Annotated in this window: 23 protein-coding genes; 12 read left to right on the top strand and 11 right to left on the bottom strand. The window is 50.4% G+C overall.

The window, feature by feature from the left end:
* Window positions 1-91: 91 nt before the first annotated feature.
* Window positions 92-814, top strand: a complete 723-nt coding sequence (locus KQY15_RS05900; protein ID WP_217668174.1) for a DUF445 domain-containing protein — start codon at window positions 92-94, stop codon at window positions 812-814.
* A gap of 43 nt (window positions 815-857) precedes the next feature.
* Here KQY15_RS05900 and KQY15_RS05895 read toward each other — a convergent pair whose 3' ends face one another.
* Window positions 858-2099 carry a dipeptidase gene (locus KQY15_RS05895; RefSeq protein ID WP_217668172.1) on the bottom strand — a complete coding sequence of 414 codons (1242 nt, stop codon included), beginning with the start codon at window positions 2097-2099 and terminating at the stop codon, window positions 858-860.
* A 78-nt stretch (window positions 2100-2177) separates the two neighbouring features.
* Here KQY15_RS05895 and KQY15_RS05890 point away from each other — a divergent pair, with 78 nt between their 5' ends.
* Complete coding sequence (locus KQY15_RS05890; RefSeq protein WP_217668170.1) at window positions 2178-2567, top strand: cytochrome b562; 390 nt, start codon at window positions 2178-2180, stop codon at window positions 2565-2567.
* 78 nt (window positions 2568-2645) lie between these two features.
* Here the strand turns inward: KQY15_RS05890 and KQY15_RS05885 are convergent, their stop codons facing one another.
* Window positions 2646-3356 (bottom strand): YebC/PmpR family DNA-binding transcriptional regulator, encoded by a 711-nt coding sequence (locus KQY15_RS05885; protein WP_217668168.1) that lies wholly within the window; start codon window positions 3354-3356, stop codon window positions 2646-2648.
* A 212-nt stretch (window positions 3357-3568) separates the two neighbouring features.
* Here KQY15_RS05885 and KQY15_RS05880 point away from each other — a divergent pair, with 212 nt between their 5' ends.
* The gene (locus tag KQY15_RS05880) at window positions 3569-4192 is read left to right on the top strand and encodes an HAD family hydrolase (RefSeq protein ID WP_217668166.1); all 624 of its coding nucleotides are present in this window, start codon (window positions 3569-3571) and stop codon (window positions 4190-4192) included.
* Between the two features lie 139 nt (window positions 4193-4331).
* Window positions 4332-5339: a GGDEF domain-containing protein gene (locus KQY15_RS05875; protein ID WP_217668164.1), complete on the top strand. Its 1008-nt coding sequence runs from the start codon at window positions 4332-4334 to the stop codon at window positions 5337-5339.
* Window positions 5340-5349: 10 nt separating this feature from the next.
* On the opposite strand, the gene hemH is transcribed toward KQY15_RS05875, so the two are convergent.
* The gene (hemH, locus tag KQY15_RS05870) at window positions 5350-6450 is read right to left on the bottom strand and encodes a ferrochelatase (RefSeq protein WP_217668162.1); all 1101 of its coding nucleotides are present in this window, start codon (window positions 6448-6450) and stop codon (window positions 5350-5352) included.
* 201 nt (window positions 6451-6651) lie between these two features.
* On the opposite strand from hemH, the gene KQY15_RS05865 reads away from it, so the two are divergent.
* On the top strand, window positions 6652-7119 hold the full coding sequence (locus KQY15_RS05865) for a hypothetical protein (RefSeq protein ID WP_217668160.1): 468 nt from the start codon (window positions 6652-6654) through the stop codon (window positions 7117-7119).
* Between the two features lie 21 nt (window positions 7120-7140).
* Window positions 7141-8271 carry a PQQ-dependent sugar dehydrogenase gene (locus tag KQY15_RS05860; RefSeq protein WP_217668158.1) on the top strand — a complete coding sequence of 377 codons (1131 nt, stop codon included), beginning with the start codon at window positions 7141-7143 and terminating at the stop codon, window positions 8269-8271.
* On the opposite strand, the gene KQY15_RS05855 is transcribed toward KQY15_RS05860, so the two are convergent.
* Window positions 8272-8751 carry an FKBP-type peptidyl-prolyl cis-trans isomerase gene (locus KQY15_RS05855; protein WP_217668156.1) on the bottom strand — a complete coding sequence of 160 codons (480 nt, stop codon included), beginning with the start codon at window positions 8749-8751 and terminating at the stop codon, window positions 8272-8274.
* Between the two features lie 175 nt (window positions 8752-8926).
* Here KQY15_RS05855 and KQY15_RS05850 point away from each other — a divergent pair, with 175 nt between their 5' ends.
* On the top strand, window positions 8927-9670 hold the full coding sequence (locus KQY15_RS05850) for a substrate-binding periplasmic protein (RefSeq protein ID WP_217668154.1): 744 nt from the start codon (window positions 8927-8929) through the stop codon (window positions 9668-9670).
* A gap of 15 nt (window positions 9671-9685) precedes the next feature.
* On the opposite strand, the gene trpA is transcribed toward KQY15_RS05850, so the two are convergent.
* The 7 genes from trpA to KQY15_RS05815 form a co-directional block, all read right to left on the bottom strand.
* Window positions 9686-10486, bottom strand: a complete 801-nt coding sequence (trpA, locus tag KQY15_RS05845; protein WP_217668152.1) for a tryptophan synthase subunit alpha — start codon at window positions 10484-10486, stop codon at window positions 9686-9688.
* Entirely contained in the window at window positions 10487-11710 is a 1224-nt protein-coding gene (trpB, locus tag KQY15_RS05840) for a tryptophan synthase subunit beta (protein ID WP_217668149.1), read from the bottom strand.
* Complete coding sequence (gene trpCF, locus KQY15_RS05835; RefSeq protein WP_217668147.1) at window positions 11707-13167, bottom strand: bifunctional indole-3-glycerol-phosphate synthase TrpC/phosphoribosylanthranilate isomerase TrpF; 1461 nt, start codon at window positions 13165-13167, stop codon at window positions 11707-11709. Before trpCF ends, trpB begins: the two co-directional genes overlap by 4 nt.
* Window positions 13160-14224 (bottom strand): anthranilate phosphoribosyltransferase, encoded by a 1065-nt coding sequence (gene trpD / locus KQY15_RS05830; RefSeq protein WP_254795463.1) that lies wholly within the window; start codon window positions 14222-14224, stop codon window positions 13160-13162. The genes trpCF and trpD overlap by 8 nt, the downstream gene beginning before the upstream one ends.
* Window positions 14221-14811, bottom strand: a complete 591-nt coding sequence (locus tag KQY15_RS05825; protein ID WP_217668145.1) for an aminodeoxychorismate/anthranilate synthase component II — start codon at window positions 14809-14811, stop codon at window positions 14221-14223. The genes trpD and KQY15_RS05825 overlap by 4 nt, the downstream gene beginning before the upstream one ends.
* A gap of 37 nt (window positions 14812-14848) precedes the next feature.
* Window positions 14849-16444, bottom strand: coding sequence for an anthranilate synthase component 1 (locus KQY15_RS05820; RefSeq protein WP_217668143.1), 1596 nt, complete (start codon window positions 16442-16444; stop codon window positions 14849-14851).
* Window positions 16445-16721: 277 nt separating this feature from the next.
* Window positions 16722-16901, bottom strand: a complete 180-nt coding sequence (locus KQY15_RS05815; RefSeq protein WP_217668141.1) for a DUF6435 family protein — start codon at window positions 16899-16901, stop codon at window positions 16722-16724.
* Between the two features lie 129 nt (window positions 16902-17030).
* Between KQY15_RS05815 and rnm the strand changes: the two genes are divergently transcribed.
* The 5 genes from rnm to rluB are packed head-to-tail and all read left to right on the top strand — an operon-like array spanning window position 17031 to window position 20923.
* Entirely contained in the window at window positions 17031-17867 is an 837-nt protein-coding gene (gene rnm, locus KQY15_RS05810) for an RNase RNM (RefSeq protein WP_217668139.1), read from the top strand.
* 27 nt (window positions 17868-17894) lie between these two features.
* Window positions 17895-18515, top strand: coding sequence for an L-threonylcarbamoyladenylate synthase (locus KQY15_RS05805; protein WP_217668137.1), 621 nt, complete (start codon window positions 17895-17897; stop codon window positions 18513-18515).
* Between the two features lie 22 nt (window positions 18516-18537).
* Window positions 18538-19359, top strand: coding sequence for a segregation and condensation protein A (locus tag KQY15_RS05800; protein ID WP_217668135.1), 822 nt, complete (start codon window positions 18538-18540; stop codon window positions 19357-19359).
* A complete protein-coding gene (scpB, locus tag KQY15_RS05795; RefSeq protein WP_217668133.1) occupies window positions 19359-19943 on the top strand; it encodes an SMC-Scp complex subunit ScpB in 585 nt (194 codons plus the stop codon). The genes KQY15_RS05800 and scpB overlap by 1 nt, the downstream gene beginning before the upstream one ends.
* The gene (gene rluB, locus KQY15_RS05790) at window positions 19943-20923 is read left to right on the top strand and encodes a 23S rRNA pseudouridine(2605) synthase RluB (RefSeq protein ID WP_217668131.1); all 981 of its coding nucleotides are present in this window, start codon (window positions 19943-19945) and stop codon (window positions 20921-20923) included. The genes scpB and rluB overlap by 1 nt, the downstream gene beginning before the upstream one ends.
* Window positions 20924-20996 lie beyond the last annotated feature (73 nt).

Raw genomic sequence — 20996 nt, 5'->3', positions numbered from 1 at the left:
CACGTTTTTTAAACCGTTGTACCCTTGCCTGGCGCTGGCGCTCTGATTAGAATCGGCGTCTTGTCGTTTAACCGCTAGTCAGAGATCAGGCATGAATAAAAATTTAGTTACCAATGGCATCGCCGCAATTATCGTTGCCGCAGGTTGGTTCTGGCAGCAGCCAGTAGTGCTTAGCGTAGGCTTATTTGCGTTATCAGGCGCACTAACCAACTGGCTTGCCGTGCATATGTTGTTCGAAAAAGTGCCGCTACTGTATGGTTCCGGCGTTATACCGGCCCGGTTTAATGAGTTTAAAGCAGGTATTTATCAGCTGGTGATGAGCCAGTTTTTCAGTAGTGACAACATTGATCGTTTTATCACAGCCAAACAACAGGGCTCGTCTGGTGCTGAAAGCCAGCCAGCGTTCGACTTTGAGCCGGTTATTGCCAAAACCGACTTATCACCCACCTTTGATTCATTGTTAAAAGTGGTAGAGCAGTCATCTTTTGGGGGCATGTTAAGTATGTTTGGAGGCAGTGCTGCGCTGCTGCCTTTAAAAGAGCCTTTTATTGACCGGTTAAAAACAGCCCTGACCGATATCTCCCGCAGTGAAGAATTTAATCAGCTGGTGCTGGCGCAGCTTGATCAGCCGGAACAGTTACAGCAAATTCGTGATCAGGTTGATACTATAGTGCAACAACGGCTGGCAGAACTTACCCCGGAGCTGGTAAAACAGATTATTCAGCAGATGATCCGCCAGCATTTAGGCTGGTTAGTGGTATGGGGTGGGGTATTTGGCGGCCTGATAGGCCTGCTGGCGGCTTTTATTCAGTAATGCTGAAGCCACAGCACTGCTACTGCAGTGCTGTGGTGGTATATTAGCTTTGTTGTTTCCTGGAGTAAGCTTCGACTTCACGCCAAACCCGCAATAAATTTCCCGACAGAATTTTATCAATATCCTGCTCGCTGTAACCGCGCTCAAGTAAACCAGCAATCAGGTTAGGGTAGCTGGCCACGTCTTTCAACCCTTCTGGCAACGAGTCGCCCACCCCGTCATAATCAGAGCCAATACCAACGTAATCAACTCCCACCAGTTTTACCACGTGATCAATATGATCAAGTACCGTATCCAGAGTGGCAAACGGGTAGGGCTGTTGCTGGCGGAAAACCTCGGCAAAGGCCGCATCGTTCGGTACCCCGGCTTTTTCGGCTGCCGCCTTACGCAAGGCGCCATACTGATTAGCAATAGCGGTGACAAAAGACGAGCCAAAATTAATCTGAATAACCCCGCCATTTTTGGCCAGGGCTTTTATCATCTCATCGTCCATATTACGCTCGAAGCCCGGTACAAAGCTGCGCAGTGATGAATGCGAAGCAATGACCGGTGCTTTGCTCAGTGCCACAGTCTGATAAAAGGCATCGTCTGATACGTGAGAAATATCAATCATCATGCCGATGTTATTCATTGCTACCACCAGCTCTTTGCCAAACGGGCTTAAGCCCTGCCAGCGCCGGCGTAAATCGTAACTCGAGTCAGAGATATGGTTGCTTTCAGAGTGTGCCAGCGTAATGTACCGAATACCGCGCTGGTAAAAGTGCTCCAGGTTGGCTAAGTCACCGCCAATAGGTGTGCCATTTTCCATGCCAAGGGCCAGTGAGATTTTACCACTGCCAAACTGCGCCAGTGCATCTTCACTGTTATAAGCCATGGCAAATTTATCCGGCGCCCGACCGACCAGGGCTTCCATATTGTCAATCAGCTGGTTGGCCAGCAGGTAACCACCACCGGTACGCTCATAAGAGGCCGGAATATAAATTGACATAAAGGGCACATTCAAGCCGCCTTTGCGGGCCCGCGGGTAATCAAACTCGCCGCGTTTGGTGGCTTTGGTAACATCTTCCCAGTCTTTATGTAAACGGTATGGCACATCGATATGGGTATCGATAATCATGCTGTTCTGAGCAATCTGTGCAGCGCGCTGTTCAATACTGAGCGCGCCGGTTGACTGTTGTAGTGAACTCTGGTTATCAAGCTGGCCTGGTGTGCTGCAGGCGCTAAGTCCGATGCTAAGTAGTGCAGCACCTATTACAGAGAGGGGGAACGAGAGGCGGGTTGTCATCAGTTGGTCCTTGTGGTTAATCCGGCCGGCCATAATATGCTATGCTGCGCCCGGAAAATCCAGCCCGGAGTTGTCGTTATGTTAAACCGTTTTTTATTCTGTCTGTTGCTGTCGCTGCCTTTGGCTGTCTCTGCCAGCAACAGTGTTAACCTGGAAACCACCATGAAAAGCATGGGCCTGGCGTTAAAACAAGCCAGAGAGGCTGAAAGCCCGCAGGCCGCCAGGCCTTATTTGAGTGAACTTACTAAACTGACAGAGCTGGCCAAAAATGCCCGCTTTCCGGAAGATAAAGCGCAAACCTATCTGGAGGGGCTGGATAAAGTGTTGGTAACCCTGCAGCAGGCAGAAGATGCCGCCGCAGCAGGTGATAACCGCAAGCTGCAGCAAGCGCTGAAAGAGATAGAGCAGCTGCGCCGGCATTACCATAAGCAGCGTAAAGTCAGCTTCTGGCAAATACTTTTCGGTTAGTACTATTTGGTCAACGACGAAGATAATAAAACAAAAGCCATCCGATTGGATGGCTTGGCGGCTGAACCCAACCGAAGTTTAGCCGGCTAAACCCACATAAACGTTTTGTACGTCATCGTCGGCGTCAATGGCGTCAAGAAAGGCTTCTACCTCAGCGCGTTGCTCGTCGTTCAGGCTTACCGGGTTATTGGCACGATACACCAGTTTTGCCGTTAACACGTTATAGCCAAATTCTGGCAGGGCCTTGGCAACCATGTCTAAATCGGTGGCTTCGGTTAAAAACACCACTTCGTTATCTTCGCTATCGTCACTTGTTTCAAAATCCTGAGCACCGGCTTCAATGGCTGCCAGCTCAATATCGGCGTCGCTGCTGGTGGCTTCAGCTTCAATTTGACCTAAATGTTTAAAGTCCCAGGATACTGCGCCAGAAGTGGCCAGCTGGCCTTTGCGAAACAGCTGGCGGATGCTTTGGGCGCTGCGGTTTTTATTGTCGGTTAAACATTCAACAATAACCGGTACCTGATGCGGCGCAAAACCTTCATAAACCACGGTTTCATAATTGGCCGGGCCATCGAGCAAGCCGGCACCTTTTTTAATTGCCCGTTCCAGGGTGTCTTTGGGCATTGAGGCTTTTTTAGCGGTTTCAATGGCAGAGCGAAGCTTGGAATTCATATCCGGATCAGCGCCATTGCGGGCAGCGACAGCAATTTCTTTTGCCAGTTTGGTGAAAATACGGCCTTTGGCGTTTGCCGCGTCTTGTTTATGTTTGGCTTTCCATTGTGCGCCCATTGTCGCGCTCCTGTATTCTTGAGTATAAAACTGAGGTATAAAACTAACAGGGCGCTAGTCTAGCCAATTGCGTGCTTTTATAGCAAGCTTAAGCGCCATTTCGGGCCGGATTTTGCTAAATGACTGATAAAATGCCGCAGAGAAAACCAAAGCACTGCTTAAAGCGTTATATAGCGCTGATAAACCAGAAATGAAGAAGCAGACAATTTAGTATGACAGCACGCTTAGTAACAACCGCACGGCCGGCCATTAAGGCCGTTGTTTTTGACCTTGATGGTACACTGGTAGATTCTCGGCTTGATTTTACGGCTATGTGTAATGATATTGGCTGGCCGGCCGGTACGCCGCTGTTAGAGCAGCTGGCAACGGTCAAATGTCAGACCGAGAAATCGCGGGTCGAGCAGATTATTCAGCAGCATGAACTGGCAGGAGCAGATGCTGCCAGCTGGATCCCAGGCGCCCTGGAAAGCCTGCAGCAACTATCAGCACAAGGCTGGCCACTGGCAATTTTAACCCGCAATATGCGCCTTGCTACCCAACGGGTAATAGAGCGGCTGCAGATCCCGATCAGCCTGGTATTAACCCGAGAGGATTGCGCGGCAAAGCCTGATCCGGAAGGTTTACAGCTGATAGCAAAACAGTTACAACTGGACTGTGCTGAAATTTTATACGTAGGTGATTATTTATTTGATTTGCAGGTGGCCGCTAATGCCGGCAGCCTGTCCTGTCTGTATCTAAACGGGGTTAATCAGCACTTTATCAGTCAGGCAGATTTTCATATCAGCCATTTTAATCAGTTGCCGGCGTTGGTTAGTCAGCTAAGTGCCCGGTACTAGCTTTGTAAAGTTGTATCGTTTAAATGCCTGGCAGTAGTAACAGCCCTCAAGCGCCTGTTAATTGAGCTATTTAGTTGCATTTAAGCGGGTAAAGCCCCTATATTAGCGGCATAAAAATAAAAAAACAGGGTAAACAAATTTGCTGGCAAGGTTAAAAAGTAATTTTTATCTGGCGATGATAAGCCTGGTCGGATTAATGATTACGGTATGCGTTACTCCCTATGGTATTTACCGGCTGTTAAGCGGCAATATTGTTGTCGGTATTGCCGATTTAGTTATGGTGCTGGTGAGTATTTGTTGTGTCAGTTTTGCCTGGCGTACCGGCAACACCAAGGGCCCCGGTTTAATAATGGCAATGGCCTTTTGTGTTGGTGCGATTCTGGTGTGCATTAACCTGGGGGTAGATGGCGTTTTCTGGGTGTACCCGTTTATTGTCTTTATTTTTTTTCTGGTTTCGCCATTTAAAGCCCTGCTGATGTTATTGCTGTCGTTATCGGTTGTTGTCGGCGTCGCCTTAGTTAATCCGGGACAGATTTTTGCCAGTACTTTTCAGTTGGTGTCCTTTACCGTTACCTGTTTTGTTACCAGTCTGTTTGCTTATTTGTTTGCGTATCGTACGCAGACTCAGCGCGAAGCTTTAAAAGTATTGGCGACCACCGATAGCCTGACCGGGGCTGCAAACCGCAGAACACTAGACGAAGCACTAATTGCCGCGATTAATCAGCATAGAAAAGCTGGTACCGAATTTGGTCTGATGTTACTCGATTTAGATTATTTCAAGAGTATTAATGATAACTATGGTCATAAAGTCGGTGACGGCGTGCTGACAGAATTGGTGCCGATATTAAAGGCTATGGTGCGCCAGCGCGATACCGTATTCCGGTTTGGTGGCGAAGAGTTTGTCATCTTACTGTCAGACATTAAACAGGCTGATTTGCACAAGCTGGCGGATAAAATACGGCTGGGCGTAAACGAGCATCTGAGCTTGCCCGACGGCGAAAAGTTAACAACCTCTATTGGCATTGCGATATTGCAGCCCACTGAAAGTTGGGAAAGTTGGCTGCACCGCGCTGATTTGGCTTTGTATCAGGCAAAAAGCCAGGGCAGAAACCAGGTGGTTGCGGCCAGTAGCGAGACCGGAACCTGATACCGGGTTATTATCGCTTATCGTCAGTCTGATATCCTTTCTCAGCTGCCAGTTCAGCTGCCCTGGCGGCACGCTGAGGTTCTTCTGCCAGCTGCCAGCCCTGTAAATTGTGCTGGATCAACTGATACAAGGCAGTTATGTGCGCCGGCCGATCGTTTAATGCGCTGATATACTGATAATCTTCACCGCCGGCCTCGAGAAAGTAATCACGGTTTTCCTCACCGATTTCCTCAATGGTTTCCAGACAGTCTGCGGCAAAACCCGGACAGAATAACTGCACCGATTTCACTCCCTGGCCGGGCAGAGCTTTTAATGTGTGATCGGTATAAGGCTTTAACCATTCTTCCCGGCCAAAGCGTGATTGAAAGGTCGTCATATATTCATCTTTGGCCAGGCCCAGTGCTTCGGCGATCAGCCGCGAGCTTTTGTAACATTCGCAGTGATAGGGGTCACCATTAAGCAGGTAGCGTTTTGGAATGCCATGGTAAGAAAATATCAGCTTAGCAGCGCGGCCATGCTCAGCCCAGTGTTGTTTAATACGTTCGGCGCAGGCGGCAATATAGCCAGAATCATCATGATAGTGTGAAATGAACCGGATGTCTGGCAACCAGCGGCGTTTGCTGAAATTACCAGCCAGCTCATCAAAGGTGGAAGCCGATGTTGAAGCGGAGTACTGCGGATATAACGGCAACACCAGAATTTTGCGCACGCCTTTGGCGAACATGGAATCCAGTACTGAGCTGAACGACGGATTACCATAGCGCATGGCAAAATCAACCACGACATCGGTGCGGCCATCGCTGGCAAATTTACTGGCAATGGCTTCGGCTTGTGCTCTGGTATGAAATAACAGCGGCGAGCCCTGCTCTGTAAAGACCGTGGCATAGGCTTTAGCCGAGCGGCGGGGCCTTATTTGCAAAATTACCCCGTTTAAAATAAACCACCACAACAGCCGCGGTACTTCAACCACTCTGGGATCAGATAAAAACTGCTTCAGATAACGCTTTAATGCTTTCGGGGTAGGGGCATCCGGGGTGCCGAGATTGGTCAGCAAAACGCCAATTTTATCCGGGGCACTGTGTTGGTAGTTCGGGTTGTTGATAAAGGCCATAGCTGTCACTTCAATAAGCTGGAATAAACAGCCAGAGCATACGCTGCCGGCTGCTGGCTGGTTTGGTTATAATACCAGAATGGTAGCAGTTACAGTGGGATAACAGTAATTAAAAATGCTGTTATCGTACCCGGTTACTGGTAATAAAACGGTTGTGCCGGTAAGCTTAAACTCATCATGTTCAGTTTTATTGGCAAACATATGCAGACTTCTACAGAGGTTACCGGAAACAGCAAGCTTAAAAGGCTAATGGCATTTGGCATTGCGCTGCTGCTGGCAGCAGCACTTGGCAGCATTGTGCAAAGTCAGTTTAATTTGCTGGCAATTGCAGCCCTGGTAAAGCAGGTGTCATTTGCTGACTGGTTCAATACCGTGTGGTTTGATTTGCGCTTTTTCACCCCTACCATGCTGGTAATTTTGGCGCCTGTATTACTGTTAGCGCTTGTTGCCAGCCGGTTGCTTGGCAATATTGCTGGTATCAGCCGGCTCTGGTTAGCAGTTGCCGGTAGTGCAGTTGGTTTTTTACTGGCGCTGTGGGCAATCAATAATCTGGCGCCGATGCCGACCCTTATCGCCGCCAGCCGCAGTGTGCAGGGTAGTCTGGCACTGGCGCTATGTGCTGCAGCAGGGGCGGCAATTTATATCCGATTAACCCGCACTTCAGTTTAACCAGTACTAATAAGGCCTGAGATGAAAATTTTTGCGAAAACAGCTGTCTTGCTGCTGATTGTGTCGTCACTGAGCGTTGTATCGTCACTGGGTGCGGTGGCCGCACCGTATCAGCTGACCACGGTCGCAGAGGATTTAAATTACCCCTGGTCGTTAGCGTTTCTGCCGGATAACAGCATGCTGGTGACAGAACGTACCGGCAAGCTAAAACAGTTATCGGCAGACGGTGAGCTACTGGCTGAAATAAGCCCGGCATTGCCGGAGTTATACGTCGCCGCACAGGGCGGCTTGCTGGAGGTATTGCTGCCGGCTGCTTTTGCAGAGAATCAGCAATTAGTGCTTAGCTACGTTTGTGGTAATAGTGAGGCCAATACCCTTTGTCTGGCCACAGCGCGCTGGCAGCAGAACCAGCTGACTGACATTCGTGTAATATTTAAAGCGCAGCCTTACCGCAAAGGGGCCGCACATTATGGTGGCCGGATGCTGCAATTATCAGATAGCAGCATTGTACTGACCCTGGGGGATGGCTTTGATTATCGTGAGCAGGCGCAAAATCCGGCCAATCATCTGGGGAAAATTGTCAGGCTGATGCCTGATGGCAGCATTCCAACTGACAACCCTTTTGTTGAAAAAGCCGGCTATGCCGCTGAAATATACAGTCTTGGCCATCGTAATGTGCAGGGCATTGTCCGCGATAGCGTAAATCAGCTGATTTACAGCCATGAGCATGGCCCGCGTGGCGGTGACGAGCTGAATATACTACAGGCGGGCAATAATTATGGCTGGCCGGTTGCAACCCGCGGTATTGATTATACCGGTGCCAGGGTATCTCCATTCAGGCAATATCCCGGGATGGTTGAACCGATCCATCATTGGAGCCCGTCTATAGCGCCGGCTGGTATGGCCTTGTACCGGGGCGCGCTGTTTCCAGACTGGCAGGGCGATTTATTTATTACTGCATTAGCCGGTAAGGCTTTGCACCATTTGCAAATGGAAAACGGTAAAATGGTGGCGGAGCAGCTGCTGTTAACCGAGCTTAACAGCAGATTACGTGATGTCCGAACCGGGCCTGATGGCGCAATATATGTACTGACTGATAGTGCCAGTGGCAAGCTGCTGCGCCTGACACCGTTGCCAGTGCCGGCCGATTAATTAATGCTGATGACCGCCTTCGCCATGGGCATGGCCATGGGCGATTTCTTCGCTGGTCGCCGGGCGCACATTTAATATGTCAACCTTGAAGGTCAGGGTTTTGCCGGCAAGTGGGTGGTTAACATCAATGTCTGCTTTAAACATGCCAACTTTTACCACGGTGACCTGACGCTGACCTTCGTCGGTCTGGATCCAGGCTTTCATGCCGGGCTTCCATTTTTTTGCTCCATGTAAGTACTTAACCTGAACACTCTGAATAGCATTCTGCTTTACCTCGCCATAAGCATCTTCTGGTGCCAGGGTCAGTTCAACGGTATCGCCGGCTGCTTTACCTTCCAGCGCAGCTTCTAACTTTGGCAGCATTTGCTGCTGGCCATGCATATAAAGGAGTGGTGTACTGCCGTTCGAGCTTTCCAGCTCGCCGGAGGTGTCGCTTAAGGTATAGTGAAACTGAACTACTGCGTTATTGCTGATTTGCATTGTGCTGGCCCCATTTAAAAACGGCATTATGAAAGGCAGCTCTTGAAAAATCGACTGTTATTTTTCTTGTTGGCAGAAATTGCAGTTTTAACGCCGGCTTCCTACACTTGTTGATACCACCAGACTGAAACCGGAGTCGTTTTTGTCACTAACATCTTACCTGTCAGGGTTCGCAATGTTATTCAGTATGGCTTTTGCAATGGCGATGCCAGTGCAAACCCGTTTTGTGGTAGGCACAGAAGACTTGGCGTTTTATCCGCATTACGACTTTACTACCGGTGGTAAAAATGGCTTTGCCAACGATGTTCTGAATAAATTTGCTGAACAATATGGCTATCAGTTCAGTTTTCAGCCATTGCCGGTAAAACGTCTTTATCACGAACTGGACAATACCGTTGACTTTATCTATCCGGATAACCCTGCATGGCATAGTTTTCAGGGCGATCTTGCTGACCGGCTATACAGTGAGGCGCTGGTTTATAATCTGGGCGTGAGTATGGTTAAGCCACAGCGACAGCAATTAACGATAAAACAGGTCCGGACCCTGGCCATCATCCGGGGGTTTACCCCGGTGCAGTGGCTTAGGTTAAAGCAAAGCAACAGGTTTGAAATATTTGAAGTGGCTAATCCGCAAAGCGCGGTGAGTTTAGTGTTACGCGGTGAGCTGGATGTGGCAGATCTTGAATATAATGTGGCGTTGCATTTACTGACTGAGTTGCAGCAACCTGAAGGTTTAGTAGTTGCCGAAAATTTACCTTTCAGTCAGGTCGGTTTTCATTTGTCGACTACCCGCCATAGCGAGGTATTGGCCCAGTTTAATCGCTTTCTGGTGGATAATCAGTTGTTACTACAAGAATTAAAGCTGCACTACGGATTGCTGGAACAGTTACCGCAGCAGCAGCTTGAGTATATTGAGTAGCATGCAACAGTATGGTTAAGTTGCTGCTTTCATTTGCAAAATAAATTGTTTCAGCTCGCTCAGCAGTTTGGCGGGCTGCCCAAGGTTTTGCTCCAGAATTTTGACAATGGCCGAGCCGCATATTGCTCCGGCTGCGCCATTGGCGATGGCATCTTTTACATGTGCCGGGGTGGAAATACCAAAACCAAGCAGCGGGGGCGCCGGGTTATAGGCACGGATGCGGGCAATCAGCTCGGCAGTTGGCATTGCTGCCTGTGTTTCGGTACCAGTTACACCGGCCCGGCTGAGCAGATAGGTATAGCCACGACCATAAGAAGCAATAGCGCGCAGGTCATCATCATCGACATTGGGTGGCACAATAAAAATAGGGGCAATATCGTGCGCCATCGCGGCCTGACGGAACATTTTACTTTCGTGCAGTGGCACGTCGGCAATCAGCACTGAGTCTACTCCGGCAGCGGCGGCCTGGCTGTAGAAATTGTCTAAACCCCGGGCCATCACCAGATTAGAATACAGCAATAAACCAATCGGGATGTCAGCGTTGTACTCGCGTATTTTCCGGATAATATCAAAACACATTGCCGGTGTTACCCCTGCTGCCATAGCCCGCAGGTTAGCATTCTGAATAGTCGGGCCATCGGCAATAGGGTCAGAGAACGGGATGCCAAGCTCCAGTGCATCAGCCCCACCGTCAATCAGGGTTTTAATGATGTCAAACGACAACTCCGGGCCCGGATCGCCTACAGTAACAAAAGGCACAAAGGCGCCGCGCTGTTCTGTTTTCAGCCGGTTGAACATCTGTTGATAACGTTGCATTTAGTGCGCTCCCTCATTACTGGTTTTAGCATTATCTGTGGCTTGCTCTGCCAGTATGCTGTGGACATGGCTTAAATCTTTATCGCCACGGCCGGACAAATTAACTAACAACACCATGGGCTCAGTAGCCTCTTTTGCCATTTTCAGGGCATGGGCCAGCGCGTGCGAACTCTCAAGTGCCGGGATAATGCCTTCGGCTTTGGCTAAATGCTGGAATGCCGCTAAGGCTTCATCATCATTAATGGCAACATACTCAGCCCGGCCTGTTTGCTGTAAATGGGTATGCTGCGGGCCTACTGCCGGGTAATCCAGACCGGCAGACACCGAGTAAGATTCCTCAATCTGACCATCACTGGTTTGCATTATGGCGGTGAAGGCACCGTGTAAAATACCGTAGCTGCCGGTACTCAGCGCTGCGCCATGCTGGTGGGTATTAATGCCTTTGCCACCGGGCTCTACCCCAATTAAGCGTACGCCTTCCTCTTTAATAAAATCAGCAAAAATGCCAATGGCGTTGGAGCCACCACCCACACAGGCAATAACTGCATCGGGCAGTTTACCTTCGGCTTTCAGAATTTGCTGTTTGGCTTCTTCGCCAATCATTTTCTGAAACTCCCGTACTATGGTCGGGAACGGGTGCGGCCCTGCCGCAGTGCCTAGCATATAATGGCTGGTCGCATAACTGGCTGACCAGTCGCGCATGGCTTCGTTTACCGCATCTTTTAAGGTGCCGGAGCCGGCAGTAACCGGAATAACGGTCGCGCCCATCAGTTTCATCCGGAACACATTGGGTTGCTGGCGCTCAATATCTTTGGCACCCATGTAAATTCGGCATTTTAAACCCAGCAGGGCACAGGCGAGCGCTGTGGCCACGCCATGCTGGCCGGCACCGGTTTCAGCAATGACTTCGGTTTTACCCATGCGTTTGGTTAACAGCGCCTGCCCGAGTACCTGATTGGTTTTATGGGCGCCGCCGTGCAGTAAATCTTCCCGCTTCATATAAATTTTCACCAGCGGGTTTGGTGATAAATTGCGGCATAATGTCAGTGGGGTCGGCCGACCAGCATATTCGGTTAATAGCTGCTGAAATTCAGCGTCAAAGGCCGGATCCTGCAGCGCGTCAACAAAGGCCTGTTCCAGTTGCTTAAGTGCTGGTACCAGCAACTGCGGCACGAACATGCCGCCATACTGGCCAAAATAGGGGTTTAATTTAAGCTCGCTCATAATACTGCTCTCTGTATTGTCTGCTTGGTGTGCTTTTCTTGCTCGGGAGTGTTGGCGCTGCGGTACTGAAACGCCCTGATCCCGGCAAAAGCCGCCTGAATTTTTGTGCTGTCTTTAATACCTGGGGCGCTTTCCAGCCCTGAATTCATGTCGAGCCCGGCCACAGGCAGGGCCAACGCCTGCTGCACATTGGTCGGGTTAAGCCCGCCTGCTAACATAATTGGCAAATGGGTATGCTCGGCCAGCGGTTGTTGCAGCAATTGCCAGTCAAATACCTGGCCGCTGCCACCATGCATGCCGGGATGATACGTATCCAGTAGCAACCGGTCTGCCAGTTCGGTAAATACCGGCAATTTATCTGCTACCCGGTAAGAGCGCCAGATCTGACAGCCTGCAGGCAGGGCCGCGCGAAGTGCCCGGATATCGTCATCGGTTTCGCTGCCATGCAGCTGCACTGCCGTAAGTGACAATGTCTTTGCGGCTTCAGCTATGTCACGTAACGGGGTGTCAACAAAAACGCCAACAAATTTAAGCGGCGCTGCGGTGACCAGCTCTGCAGCTTGCTGAACACTGATGCAACGTTTAGATGAAGGGGCGAATATCAAACCACCATAAAAGGCACCAGCGGCATAAGCCGCCTTGACATCTTGCTTACGGGTCAGGCCACATACTTTGTGTTCGCCAACAATCAGCATCCGCGCTGCCGCTGCTAAATCGCTTTGCGCCATCAGTGAACTGCCAACCAGAAAGGCATCGGCCACCGGCTGTAATTGCCGTACCTGCTGATTAGTATAAATGCCCGACTCTGATACCACGGTAACGCCTTGTGGGATCAGTTCTGCTAACACAAAACTGGTGTTAAGGTCGGTGCTTAAATCGCGCAAATTCCGGTTATTAATACCAATCAGTTCAGCGCCAAGTGCTACTGCCCGACGGGTTTCAGCCTCATTACTGACTTCGGTAAGCACTGTCATATTCAGTTCGGCCGCCAGCGCGGCCAGCGGCTGATACGCCTCGTCGCTTAAAACCGATAACATCAGCAACACCGCGTCGGCACCCTGTAACCGGCCCAGATAAATTTGATAAGGGTCAATAATAAAGTCTTTGTGCAGCAGTGGTTTATCGGTCAACTGGCGCATGGTTGCCAGATTCTGATAACTGCCCTGAAAAAACGCTTCATCGGTTAGCACTGAAATACAATCAGCGTATTGATTGTATACCTGACTTATTTCGGTTAAATCAAATTGTTGCCTGATAAGCCCCTTAGAAGGCGACGCTTTTTTACATTCCAGAATAAAACGGCTTCCCGGCTGCTTTAGCGCCGCCAGAAAGTCGTGCTGACTTGGTGTAACGTCTGCCTTAAATTGCTCAAGCGGTCTGGCCTGCTTCAGGCCGGCGACTTCAGCTGTTTTGTGTTGAATAATTTTTGCCAGTACCCCGGTTAGCTGTTCAACCATGACTTAGCTCCTTAAATTGCTGCAGGGTTTGCATTGCCTTGCCACTGGCCAGACACTCCAGCACAGCCCGGGTATTTATTTTTAGGTTTTCGCCAAGACCAGCAATCTTCAGCATGGCGGCAACATTAATTGCCACCGCCTGATTATGAGCGCTCTGACCTGAGCCCCCCAGAATAGCGAGGGTGGCCGCTGCGTTCTGGGCTGGCGTGCCACCAGCCAGGCTGCTAAGCGGTTGCACCGTTAAACCAAAGTCTTCCGGGCTGAGATTAAACTCGGTTATTTCACCGTCTTTCAGCTGACATACATAGGTATTGCCATGCAAGGCGACTTCATCACAACCACTGCCATGTACCACCCAGGCCGCTTTGGTACCTAATTGCTGCAGCGCTTGTGCCATAACCCGGCACAGCGCAGGATCATACACCCCTAACAACTGAAAATCAGGCGCTGCCGGGTTAACCAGCGGTCCCAGCAAGTTAAACAGCGTACGACTTTTCAGCGCCTGGCGCACCGGCATCGCATGTTTAATACCGGTATGATACTGAGGCGCAAATAAAAAGCTGCAGTTGCTCTGTTGCAGGGTATTTGCTGCCTGCTGCGGCGATTGCTGAATGTTAATACCCAGTTGTTCCAGCAGATCAGCAGAGCCTGAGCTGGATGACACACTGCGGTTGCCGTGTTTGATAACCGGCAACCCCATACTGGCACCGACAATGGCTGCAGTAGTGGAAATATTAATGGTATTGCTGCCATCACCGCCGGTACCACAGCAATCAATACTGCCAGTAACGTTGGCAGGGAAGGGCAGCGCAGCCTGGCGCAGGGCCTTAGCTGCACCGGCAATTTCTGCGGCAGTTTCGCCGCGCATTTTCAGTGCTACCAGTAAAGCGGTTAACTGCACAGGTGCTACCTCACCGTTAACCACAGCCCTGAAAAAGCTATCGCTCTGGCTCTGGCTGAGCGGTTTGCCGGTTAGTACCTGCTGCACTATTGCCTGCAATTGTTCCTGCAACTGTCCGGATACTTGCGGTTGCCCTGTTTCGACGACATTTGTCATGCGTCACTCCTTAATAAATAACTGATACTTTGTTGCAGCAGGGGCTTACCCAGTGTGGTAAGAATAGATTCAGGGTGAAACTGAAAGCCCAGCATTCTTTGTTGTTCATGAATAATGGCCATCGGGATGTGCCGGTCATTGCCAATACAGGTCAGGGCATTGGGCAGCTCAGTTGCCATCAGAGAATGATAGCGGGCCACCGAAAACGGATTGGGCAGCCCTTTGAAAACCGGATGTGGTGCAACACTGATACTGGCCGTTTTGCCATGCACGGTTTCCCCGGCGCGGCCGACAATACCACCATAGTGTTCGGTGATGGCCTGATGACCCAGGCAAATGCCCAGCACCGGATACTTGCCCGCAACTAATTGCAGTAAGGCCGGCATGCAGCCGGCTTCTGCCGGGGCCCCCGGGCCTGGTGATAACACCAGCAGCACAGGCCCGGATTCCTGCTGCATCTTGTCAAAGATATAGCTGGCAGGCACGGTATTGCGATACAGCTTAACGGCATAGCCTGACTGGGCAAATTCATCCACCAGGTTATAGGTGAAGGAGTCGACATTATCTAACAAATACAGAGTGGTCATGATGCTTAATGCTCCTGCGATATTCCTGATTCGGCGGTTAATGGCCTGCCGCCATAATGGCGCTGATTACCGCTTGGGCTTTATTACGGGTTTCCTCGGTTTCCAGCTCGGCCACCGAGTCAAAAACCACGCCTGCGCCCGCCTGAATATAGGCAGTATTGTTGGCAACATAGGCAGAGCGAATAACAATGCAGCTGTCAAAGTCGCCGTTGCCGGTTAAGTATCCTACTGCACCACCGTAGCTGCCCCTGCGCTGCTTTTCGACACCGCGAATAAGCTCTGCAGCTTTTACTTTGGGCGCGCCAACTAAGGTGCCCATATTCATGCAGGCCTGATAGGCATGTAAGGCATCCAGCTCTGGCTTAAGGGTACCTATTACCCGCGATACCAGATGCATCACATAGGAGTAGCGGTCTACTTTCAGCAGCTCTTTCACATAGCGGCTACCCGGTACACTTATTCTGGCAACGTCATTACGGGCTAAATCAACCAGCATTAAATGCTCGGCTTTTTCTTTGTCATCCTGGCGCAGTTCAAGCTCTATCCGGCTGTCTAAATCGCGGTCTATACTGCCATCGGCTTTAAAACCACGGCGGCGGGTACCGGCAATCGGATAAATTTCGACCTGGCGGTTACTGGCACTGAACTTCAGCGCAGACTCTGGCGATGCGCCGAATAGCTGAAACGCCGGATCTTTTAAATAAAACATGTAGGGGCTGGGGTTAAGCTGTTTTAGTTTGGCATAGGCCGCCAGCGGATTGGGGCAGGGCAGGCTGAAACAGCGTGATGGTACAACCTGAAACACATCACCACTGACAATATGCTCTTTTAATGCTTCAACCTGACGGCCGAATTCAGCGTCACTGATATCCACCTGTAGTTGGCTGTCATCGCCCGGTTTAGCGGCAACCAGTGGCGCCGGCTCTGCCAGCCGTTGTTTTAACTGCTCCAGCCGTTTGCCAATAACAAAGTAGGTTGCCGGGGCATGTTCACCGCAAAACACATTGCCGATAAACTGGCTTTGTTTCCGTTGATGATCAAGTACCAGCAGGGTTTCGGCCAGGTAAAATACATAATCCGGGCATTGGTTAGCACCATTACCCACCTCTGGCAGTTGTTCAACATTTGCTACCATGTCATAGCCAATCACCCCGGCCAGCATAATGGCAAAGTCTGGCTGGTCGTGGTCGGCAGCGGTTTGCTGGCTATGGCTGGTAAGTTGCTGCTGTATAACCCGCAGCACCGTGAACGGATTAGGTTGCATCAGCCGGCTGACTTCATCCAGCAGCGGATCCGGCTGGCTAAACAGCAAGCTCAGGCTGTTGGCATCCTGTGTCAGGCTGGCAACATCTGCCAGCTTACTGGCCAGGAAAGGCAGCAAGGTGCTGCCGTTCTGGCTTAGCGCCTTAATGGTCACCTGCATACCGTTACATTCAATGCGCAGCGCGGCATCCAGTAGCATCAGGCTTTTCAGGTTATCTTTGCTGTCAATTTCGGCAGATTCAAGTAACACCGCACTGTCGCTGTCGGCGCAAAGGCAAGCAAAGGTGGCCAGCGCATCAGCATAATAGGGCGCCGGCATGGTAATGCTGGCTACTTCGCCCTGCTGGTCAGTAATATGACTAAAAATCATAATGTTAATCTCTTAAAATAAAAAAACCCGCTTCTTATCAGGAAACGGGCTTAGGTAATTAAAGCTAATACAACGCCTACACACGCCCGTTGGGTATGTGCCACCACCAGTTAGTCAGGTTGAATGCGGTATTGAATTGCATTAGCTTTAATCACTCGGATTCGATTAGTTAAGTCGCCACATAAAACCGCGAAATCGGCCACGCGTCAAGTGCTGTTTTGTTATATAACAGAATTAAAAGCGTATAAGCGGCCAGATGGCTTTATCAGCTCCACTGTTAATTGCCGTTACTTTTCTCCAGCGCAGTGAGTTGCTGCCAGATTTGTTCGCTCTGTTCGGTTAAGTCGGCATAAAGCCGCATATCGCCATTGCGCTGCGCATGCATAGCTTGTTCGAGCTTGTTGTCATAGGCTTTACGCAATTTTTTTGCCGGGTTGGGTTTCAGAAAGCCAAACATAGATGCCCCTCATGATTAGTTTGAAGTGGTTACGCTTGCTGCTCAAATCTGGTTCAGCGGGCCAATAATCAGGATGCTTTGCCAAACAGCAGCCCTGTGCGACAATAGCTGCCTGATATTGAGGTATAAATGAAATTTGATTTACACAGCCATACTTTATGCTCTGACGGCGTGTTATCGCCGGCCGAACTGGTTGCCCGTGCCGTTGAGCGCGGCGTGGACGCGCTGGCGATTACGGATCATGATACCGTAGCGGGTTTAGCTCCGGCCCGCCAGACGATTGCCGAACAGCAACTGGCATTGCGGCTGATTAATGGTGTGGAAATATCCACCCGCTGGCAACAACTGGAAATTCATATTGTTGGCCTTAATATTGATCCTGATTGTCCGCAATTACTGACCCGGCTGGAATCACAACAGCAGCGCCGGCTGGAACGGGCTGAGGAAATGGCGCGGCGGTTGGAGAAAAGCCAGATCCCCGATGTACTGCCAGCGGTGAAGGCACTGGCCAATGGCGCGGCCGTTACCCGTACTCATTTTGCCCGCCATCTGGTGAATATTGGTAAAGCCAGCTCGATTAATGATGTGTTTAAGAAATATCTGGGACGCGGTAAAACAGGTTATGTGCCCAGTAACTGGGTAGAGATGGCTGATGCGGTGCAGTGGATCCATGATGCCGGCGGGGTTGCCGTGCTGGCCCACCCGTTAAAGTATAAACTGACAACAAAATGGGTTAAGCGGCTGGCCGAACAGTTTGCTGCAGCCGGTGGCGATGCGATGGAAATTATCTCGCCGCAGCAAACGCCGGTGCAAAAGCGTGAGTTATGGGCACTTTGTCAGTTGCATGGCTTAACTGCCTCGGTCGGTTCAGATTTTCATCAGCAAACCAGCTGGAATGATCTTGGAAAAAATCTATATTTAACAGACGATGTTACGCCGGTCTGGCATAACTGGGTACTAAATTAAATAAAAACAACAATAGAAGAATATTCAATGAGTCAATTTTTTCATATTCACCCTGAGAACCCGCAGCAACGTTTGCTGAAACAAGCCGTGCAAATCATTAAGCAAGGTGGTGTCGTGGTTTATCCAACCGACAGTGGTTATGCGCTGGGTTGCCATGTCGGCGATAAAAATGCCATGGATAGAATTACCCAAATTCGTCAGATAAGCGGTGATCATCATTTCACCCTGATGTGCCGCGATTTATCAGAGTTGTCGGTTTACGCCAAGGTTGAGAATACCGCCTTCCGGCTGATTAAAAACAATACGCCGGGCGCATATACCTTTATATTACGGGGCACCAAAGAAGTGCCCCGGCGCTTGTTAAATGATAAGAAAAAAACCATAGGTTTACGGATCCCGGAAAATAAAATTGCTCAGGCATTGTTAGCAGAACTGGGAGAACCACTGTTGTCGACCAGTTTAATTTTACCCGGCCAGCAATTTGCAGAAGCTGATCCGGATGATATGCGCTCGCAACTGGAGCGTCAGGTTGACTTAATTTTACATGGTGGGGTAATAGGTGAAGATCCGACTACCGTAGTTGACTTGTCAGAAGACGGTGCCACTGTGCTACGTGAAGGCCGTGGTGACCCGACACCCTTTATGTAACACAGACAGTAACTAGTAGCTGATGAGTAATCCTCCTGCAAATTTAACGGTGCAACCGCCATTGCCGCTGGCTTTTGTCCGCGGCGAGGCCGTGCATAACCGGCCGGAAGATTTGTATATTCCGCCTGATGCGCTGGAAGTGATGCTGGATGCCTTTGAAGGCCCGCTCGATTTTTTACTGTATCTCATCCGCAAGCATAAGTTTGATATTGTCGATTTACCGGTAAACGAAATTACCCTGCAATATATGGAATATATTGAACTGATGCAGGGCCTGAATTTTGAACTGGCGGCCGAATACCTGGTAATGGCTGCGATGCTGGCCGAAATAAAGTCACGTTTATTGTTACCAAAACATACCCAGCATGATGACGATGAGCAAGACCCGCGGGCCGAGCTCATTCGCCGGTTGCAGGAATATGAAGTGTATAAGCAGGCTGCGACTGAGCTGGACAGCTTACCTCGTGATGAGCGTGACTATTTTGGTGCCCGGGCTGCCCTTGCTGACAACTTCAGCCCGTTAGTGGTGCTGCCGGAAGTAGAGCTGAGTGAGCTGGTGATGGCCCTGAAAAGCATTATGCAGCGGGCGAAAGATTTTCAGCATCATCATATTAAACGCGAGCATTTGTCTACCCGCGAGCGGATGAGCCGGATTTTAGCGTTACTGCAACAGCAGCAAGGTTATCTGGCATTTGAAGATTGCTTTGAGCTGGCCGAGGGGCGCGAGGGCGTGGTGGTGAGCTTTCTGGCGATACTGGAGCTGACTAAGGAAAAAATGGTAGAGCTGACGCAAGTGGAGGCCTACGGCCAGATCCATGTCAAACTAGCCCGGGAGCATCGCTGATGGCCCAGAAAATAAATGATATTCAATTGCTGCAGTTAATTGAAGCGGCGATTTTTGCCAGCGAACAGCCATTAAGTGTGGCAGAACTGCAGGCCTCAGTGCTGCAACGTTTTACTGTCAGTAAAAGCAGGATAGATGCTACAATTCGTCAGTTACAAGACGACTACAGCGCCCGCGGCATTGTGCTGCAGCATACGGCTTCTGGTTTTCGTTTTGTAACCCGGCCTGAGCTCAGTGATGACTTAGCCCAGCTCTGGCCAGAGCGCTCTGCCCGCTATTCCCGCGCCGTATTGGAAACCCTGGCGCTTATAGCCTATAAACAACCCATTACCCGGGGCGAAATTGAAGAAGTGCGCGGCGTAACGGTCAGTACGCAGATTATTCGTACTTTGCTGGATCGCGGCTGGGTAAAGGTGGTTGGCCACAAAGAAGTACCGGGCCGGCCAGGGCTGTATGCCACCACCGCGTTATTTTTAGATTATTTTGGCTTAAAAAGCCTTAGCGATTTGCCGCCACTGCCCGAGTTTACCGAGCTGACGGCTGATCTTCTTCCCACCGTCGAGATGACAGGAGAATTACACTAATGAGTGATAAAAGCAGCAGCGAAAAACTGCAAAAAGTATTAGCCCGCGCTGGTATTGGTTCGCGCCGGGAAATGGAAGACTGGATTAGTAAGGGCCGGGTTACCGTAGATGGCAAGCCGGCAACACTCGGCGATCGGGTCAGCACCACCCAGGCGGTGCGGGTTGACGGCCATCCGGTGCAATTGGCCAGTGAACAGCAGCAAATTTGCCGGGTACTGGCCTATCATAAACCGGAAGGCGAAATATGTTCGCGTACAGATCCGGAAGGACGGCCCACAGTATTTTCCCGCTTGCCAAGCATTAAAGGCGCCCGCTGGATAGCGATTGGCCGGCTGGATATTAATACCTCGGGTTTATTGCTGTTTACTACCGATGGCGAGCTCGCCAATCGCTTAATGCATCCAAAATTTGAAGTTGAGCGGGAGTATGCAGTACGGGTATTTGGCGATATTAATGATGCCATGATCCAGCGACTGCGCACCGGGGTTGAGCTTGAGGACGGCAAAGCGAACTTTAAGAAAATTAAAGCGTTGCCGGGTGAGGGCATTAACCGCTGGTTCCATGTGGTGTTAACCGAAGGCCGCAACCGAGAAGTACGGCGGATGTGGGAATCTCAGGGCGCAGTAGTGAGCCGGCTTATCCGGGTACGCTATGGTGATTTATTGCTGCCTAAGCATATTCCGGCAGGGGGTTATGCTGAGTATCCGCTGGACGAGGTAAACTATCTGCGTAAGTTAGTGCACTTAGGGCCAGAAGAACAGACCATGGTTAAAAGCGAAGATCGCACCGAACGGCGTCGTCGCCTGGCCAGTATGAAGCGCGCGGTACGCAAGCACCAGATTGCTGAGAAAACGCCGGCTAAAAAAGCCGAACCCAAACCAAAGCCAGCGGCTAAACCGCAGCGCGCGCCAGTCAGCAAGGGTAAATCAACCCAGCGCCAGCCCACCGGCAAAAAGCCGACCCGTCAGGGCCAGAGTTGAAAAAATCTTAACCAAAAGGCGCTGCGGCGCCTTTTTTAATACCATTTACTGCCTGCCGGTTATCTTTTTTTCT

The organism is Arsukibacterium indicum (genome assembly GCF_019100565.1).
GTDB classification, from domain to species: Bacteria; Pseudomonadota; Gammaproteobacteria; order Enterobacterales; family Alteromonadaceae; genus Alishewanella; species Alishewanella indicum.
The sequence above is the reverse complement of the archived record's forward strand: the minus strand, read 5'-3'. Positions and strand labels throughout refer to the sequence as shown.

Excerpts from the sequence above, each read along its gene's own strand:
- KQY15_RS05800 (WP_217668135.1), top strand. The coding sequence starts at position 18,538 with ATGAGTAATCCTCCTGCAAATTTAACGGTGCAACCGCCATTGCCGCTG.
- KQY15_RS05895 (WP_217668172.1), bottom strand. The coding sequence starts at position 2,099 with ATGACAACCCGCCTCTCGTTCCCCCTCTCTGTAATAGGTGCTGCACTA.
- rnm (WP_217668139.1), top strand. The coding sequence starts at position 17,031 with ATGAAATTTGATTTACACAGCCATACTTTATGCTCTGACGGCGTGTTA.
- trpA (WP_217668152.1), bottom strand. The coding sequence starts at position 10,486 with ATGCAACGTTATCAACAGATGTTCAACCGGCTGAAAACAGAACAGCGC.
- KQY15_RS05805 (WP_217668137.1), top strand. The coding sequence starts at position 17,895 with ATGAGTCAATTTTTTCATATTCACCCTGAGAACCCGCAGCAACGTTTG.
- KQY15_RS05820 (WP_217668143.1), bottom strand. The coding sequence starts at position 16,444 with ATGATTTTTAGTCATATTACTGACCAGCAGGGCGAAGTAGCCAGCATT.
- KQY15_RS05885 (WP_217668168.1), bottom strand. The coding sequence starts at position 3,356 with ATGGGCGCACAATGGAAAGCCAAACATAAACAAGACGCGGCAAACGCC.
- KQY15_RS05815 (WP_217668141.1), bottom strand. The coding sequence starts at position 16,901 with ATGTTTGGCTTTCTGAAACCCAACCCGGCAAAAAAATTGCGTAAAGCC.
- KQY15_RS05855 (WP_217668156.1), bottom strand. The coding sequence starts at position 8,751 with ATGCAAATCAGCAATAACGCAGTAGTTCAGTTTCACTATACCTTAAGC.
- KQY15_RS05890 (WP_217668170.1), top strand. The coding sequence starts at position 2,178 with ATGTTAAACCGTTTTTTATTCTGTCTGTTGCTGTCGCTGCCTTTGGCT.
- scpB (WP_217668133.1), top strand. The coding sequence starts at position 19,359 with ATGGCCCAGAAAATAAATGATATTCAATTGCTGCAGTTAATTGAAGCG.
- KQY15_RS05880 (WP_217668166.1), top strand. The coding sequence starts at position 3,569 with ATGACAGCACGCTTAGTAACAACCGCACGGCCGGCCATTAAGGCCGTT.
- KQY15_RS05900 (WP_217668174.1), top strand. The coding sequence starts at position 92 with ATGAATAAAAATTTAGTTACCAATGGCATCGCCGCAATTATCGTTGCC.
- trpD (WP_254795463.1), bottom strand. The coding sequence starts at position 14,224 with ATGACAAATGTCGTCGAAACAGGGCAACCGCAAGTATCCGGACAGTTG.
- trpB (WP_217668149.1), bottom strand. The coding sequence starts at position 11,710 with ATGAGCGAGCTTAAATTAAACCCCTATTTTGGCCAGTATGGCGGCATG.
- trpCF (WP_217668147.1), bottom strand. The coding sequence starts at position 13,167 with ATGGTTGAACAGCTAACCGGGGTACTGGCAAAAATTATTCAACACAAA.
- KQY15_RS05825 (WP_217668145.1), bottom strand. The coding sequence starts at position 14,811 with ATGACCACTCTGTATTTGTTAGATAATGTCGACTCCTTCACCTATAAC.
- KQY15_RS05865 (WP_217668160.1), top strand. The coding sequence starts at position 6,652 with ATGCAGACTTCTACAGAGGTTACCGGAAACAGCAAGCTTAAAAGGCTA.
- hemH (WP_217668162.1), bottom strand. The coding sequence starts at position 6,450 with ATGGCCTTTATCAACAACCCGAACTACCAACACAGTGCCCCGGATAAA.
- rluB (WP_217668131.1), top strand. The coding sequence starts at position 19,943 with ATGAGTGATAAAAGCAGCAGCGAAAAACTGCAAAAAGTATTAGCCCGC.
- KQY15_RS05850 (WP_217668154.1), top strand. The coding sequence starts at position 8,927 with ATGTTATTCAGTATGGCTTTTGCAATGGCGATGCCAGTGCAAACCCGT.
- KQY15_RS05860 (WP_217668158.1), top strand. The coding sequence starts at position 7,141 with ATGAAAATTTTTGCGAAAACAGCTGTCTTGCTGCTGATTGTGTCGTCA.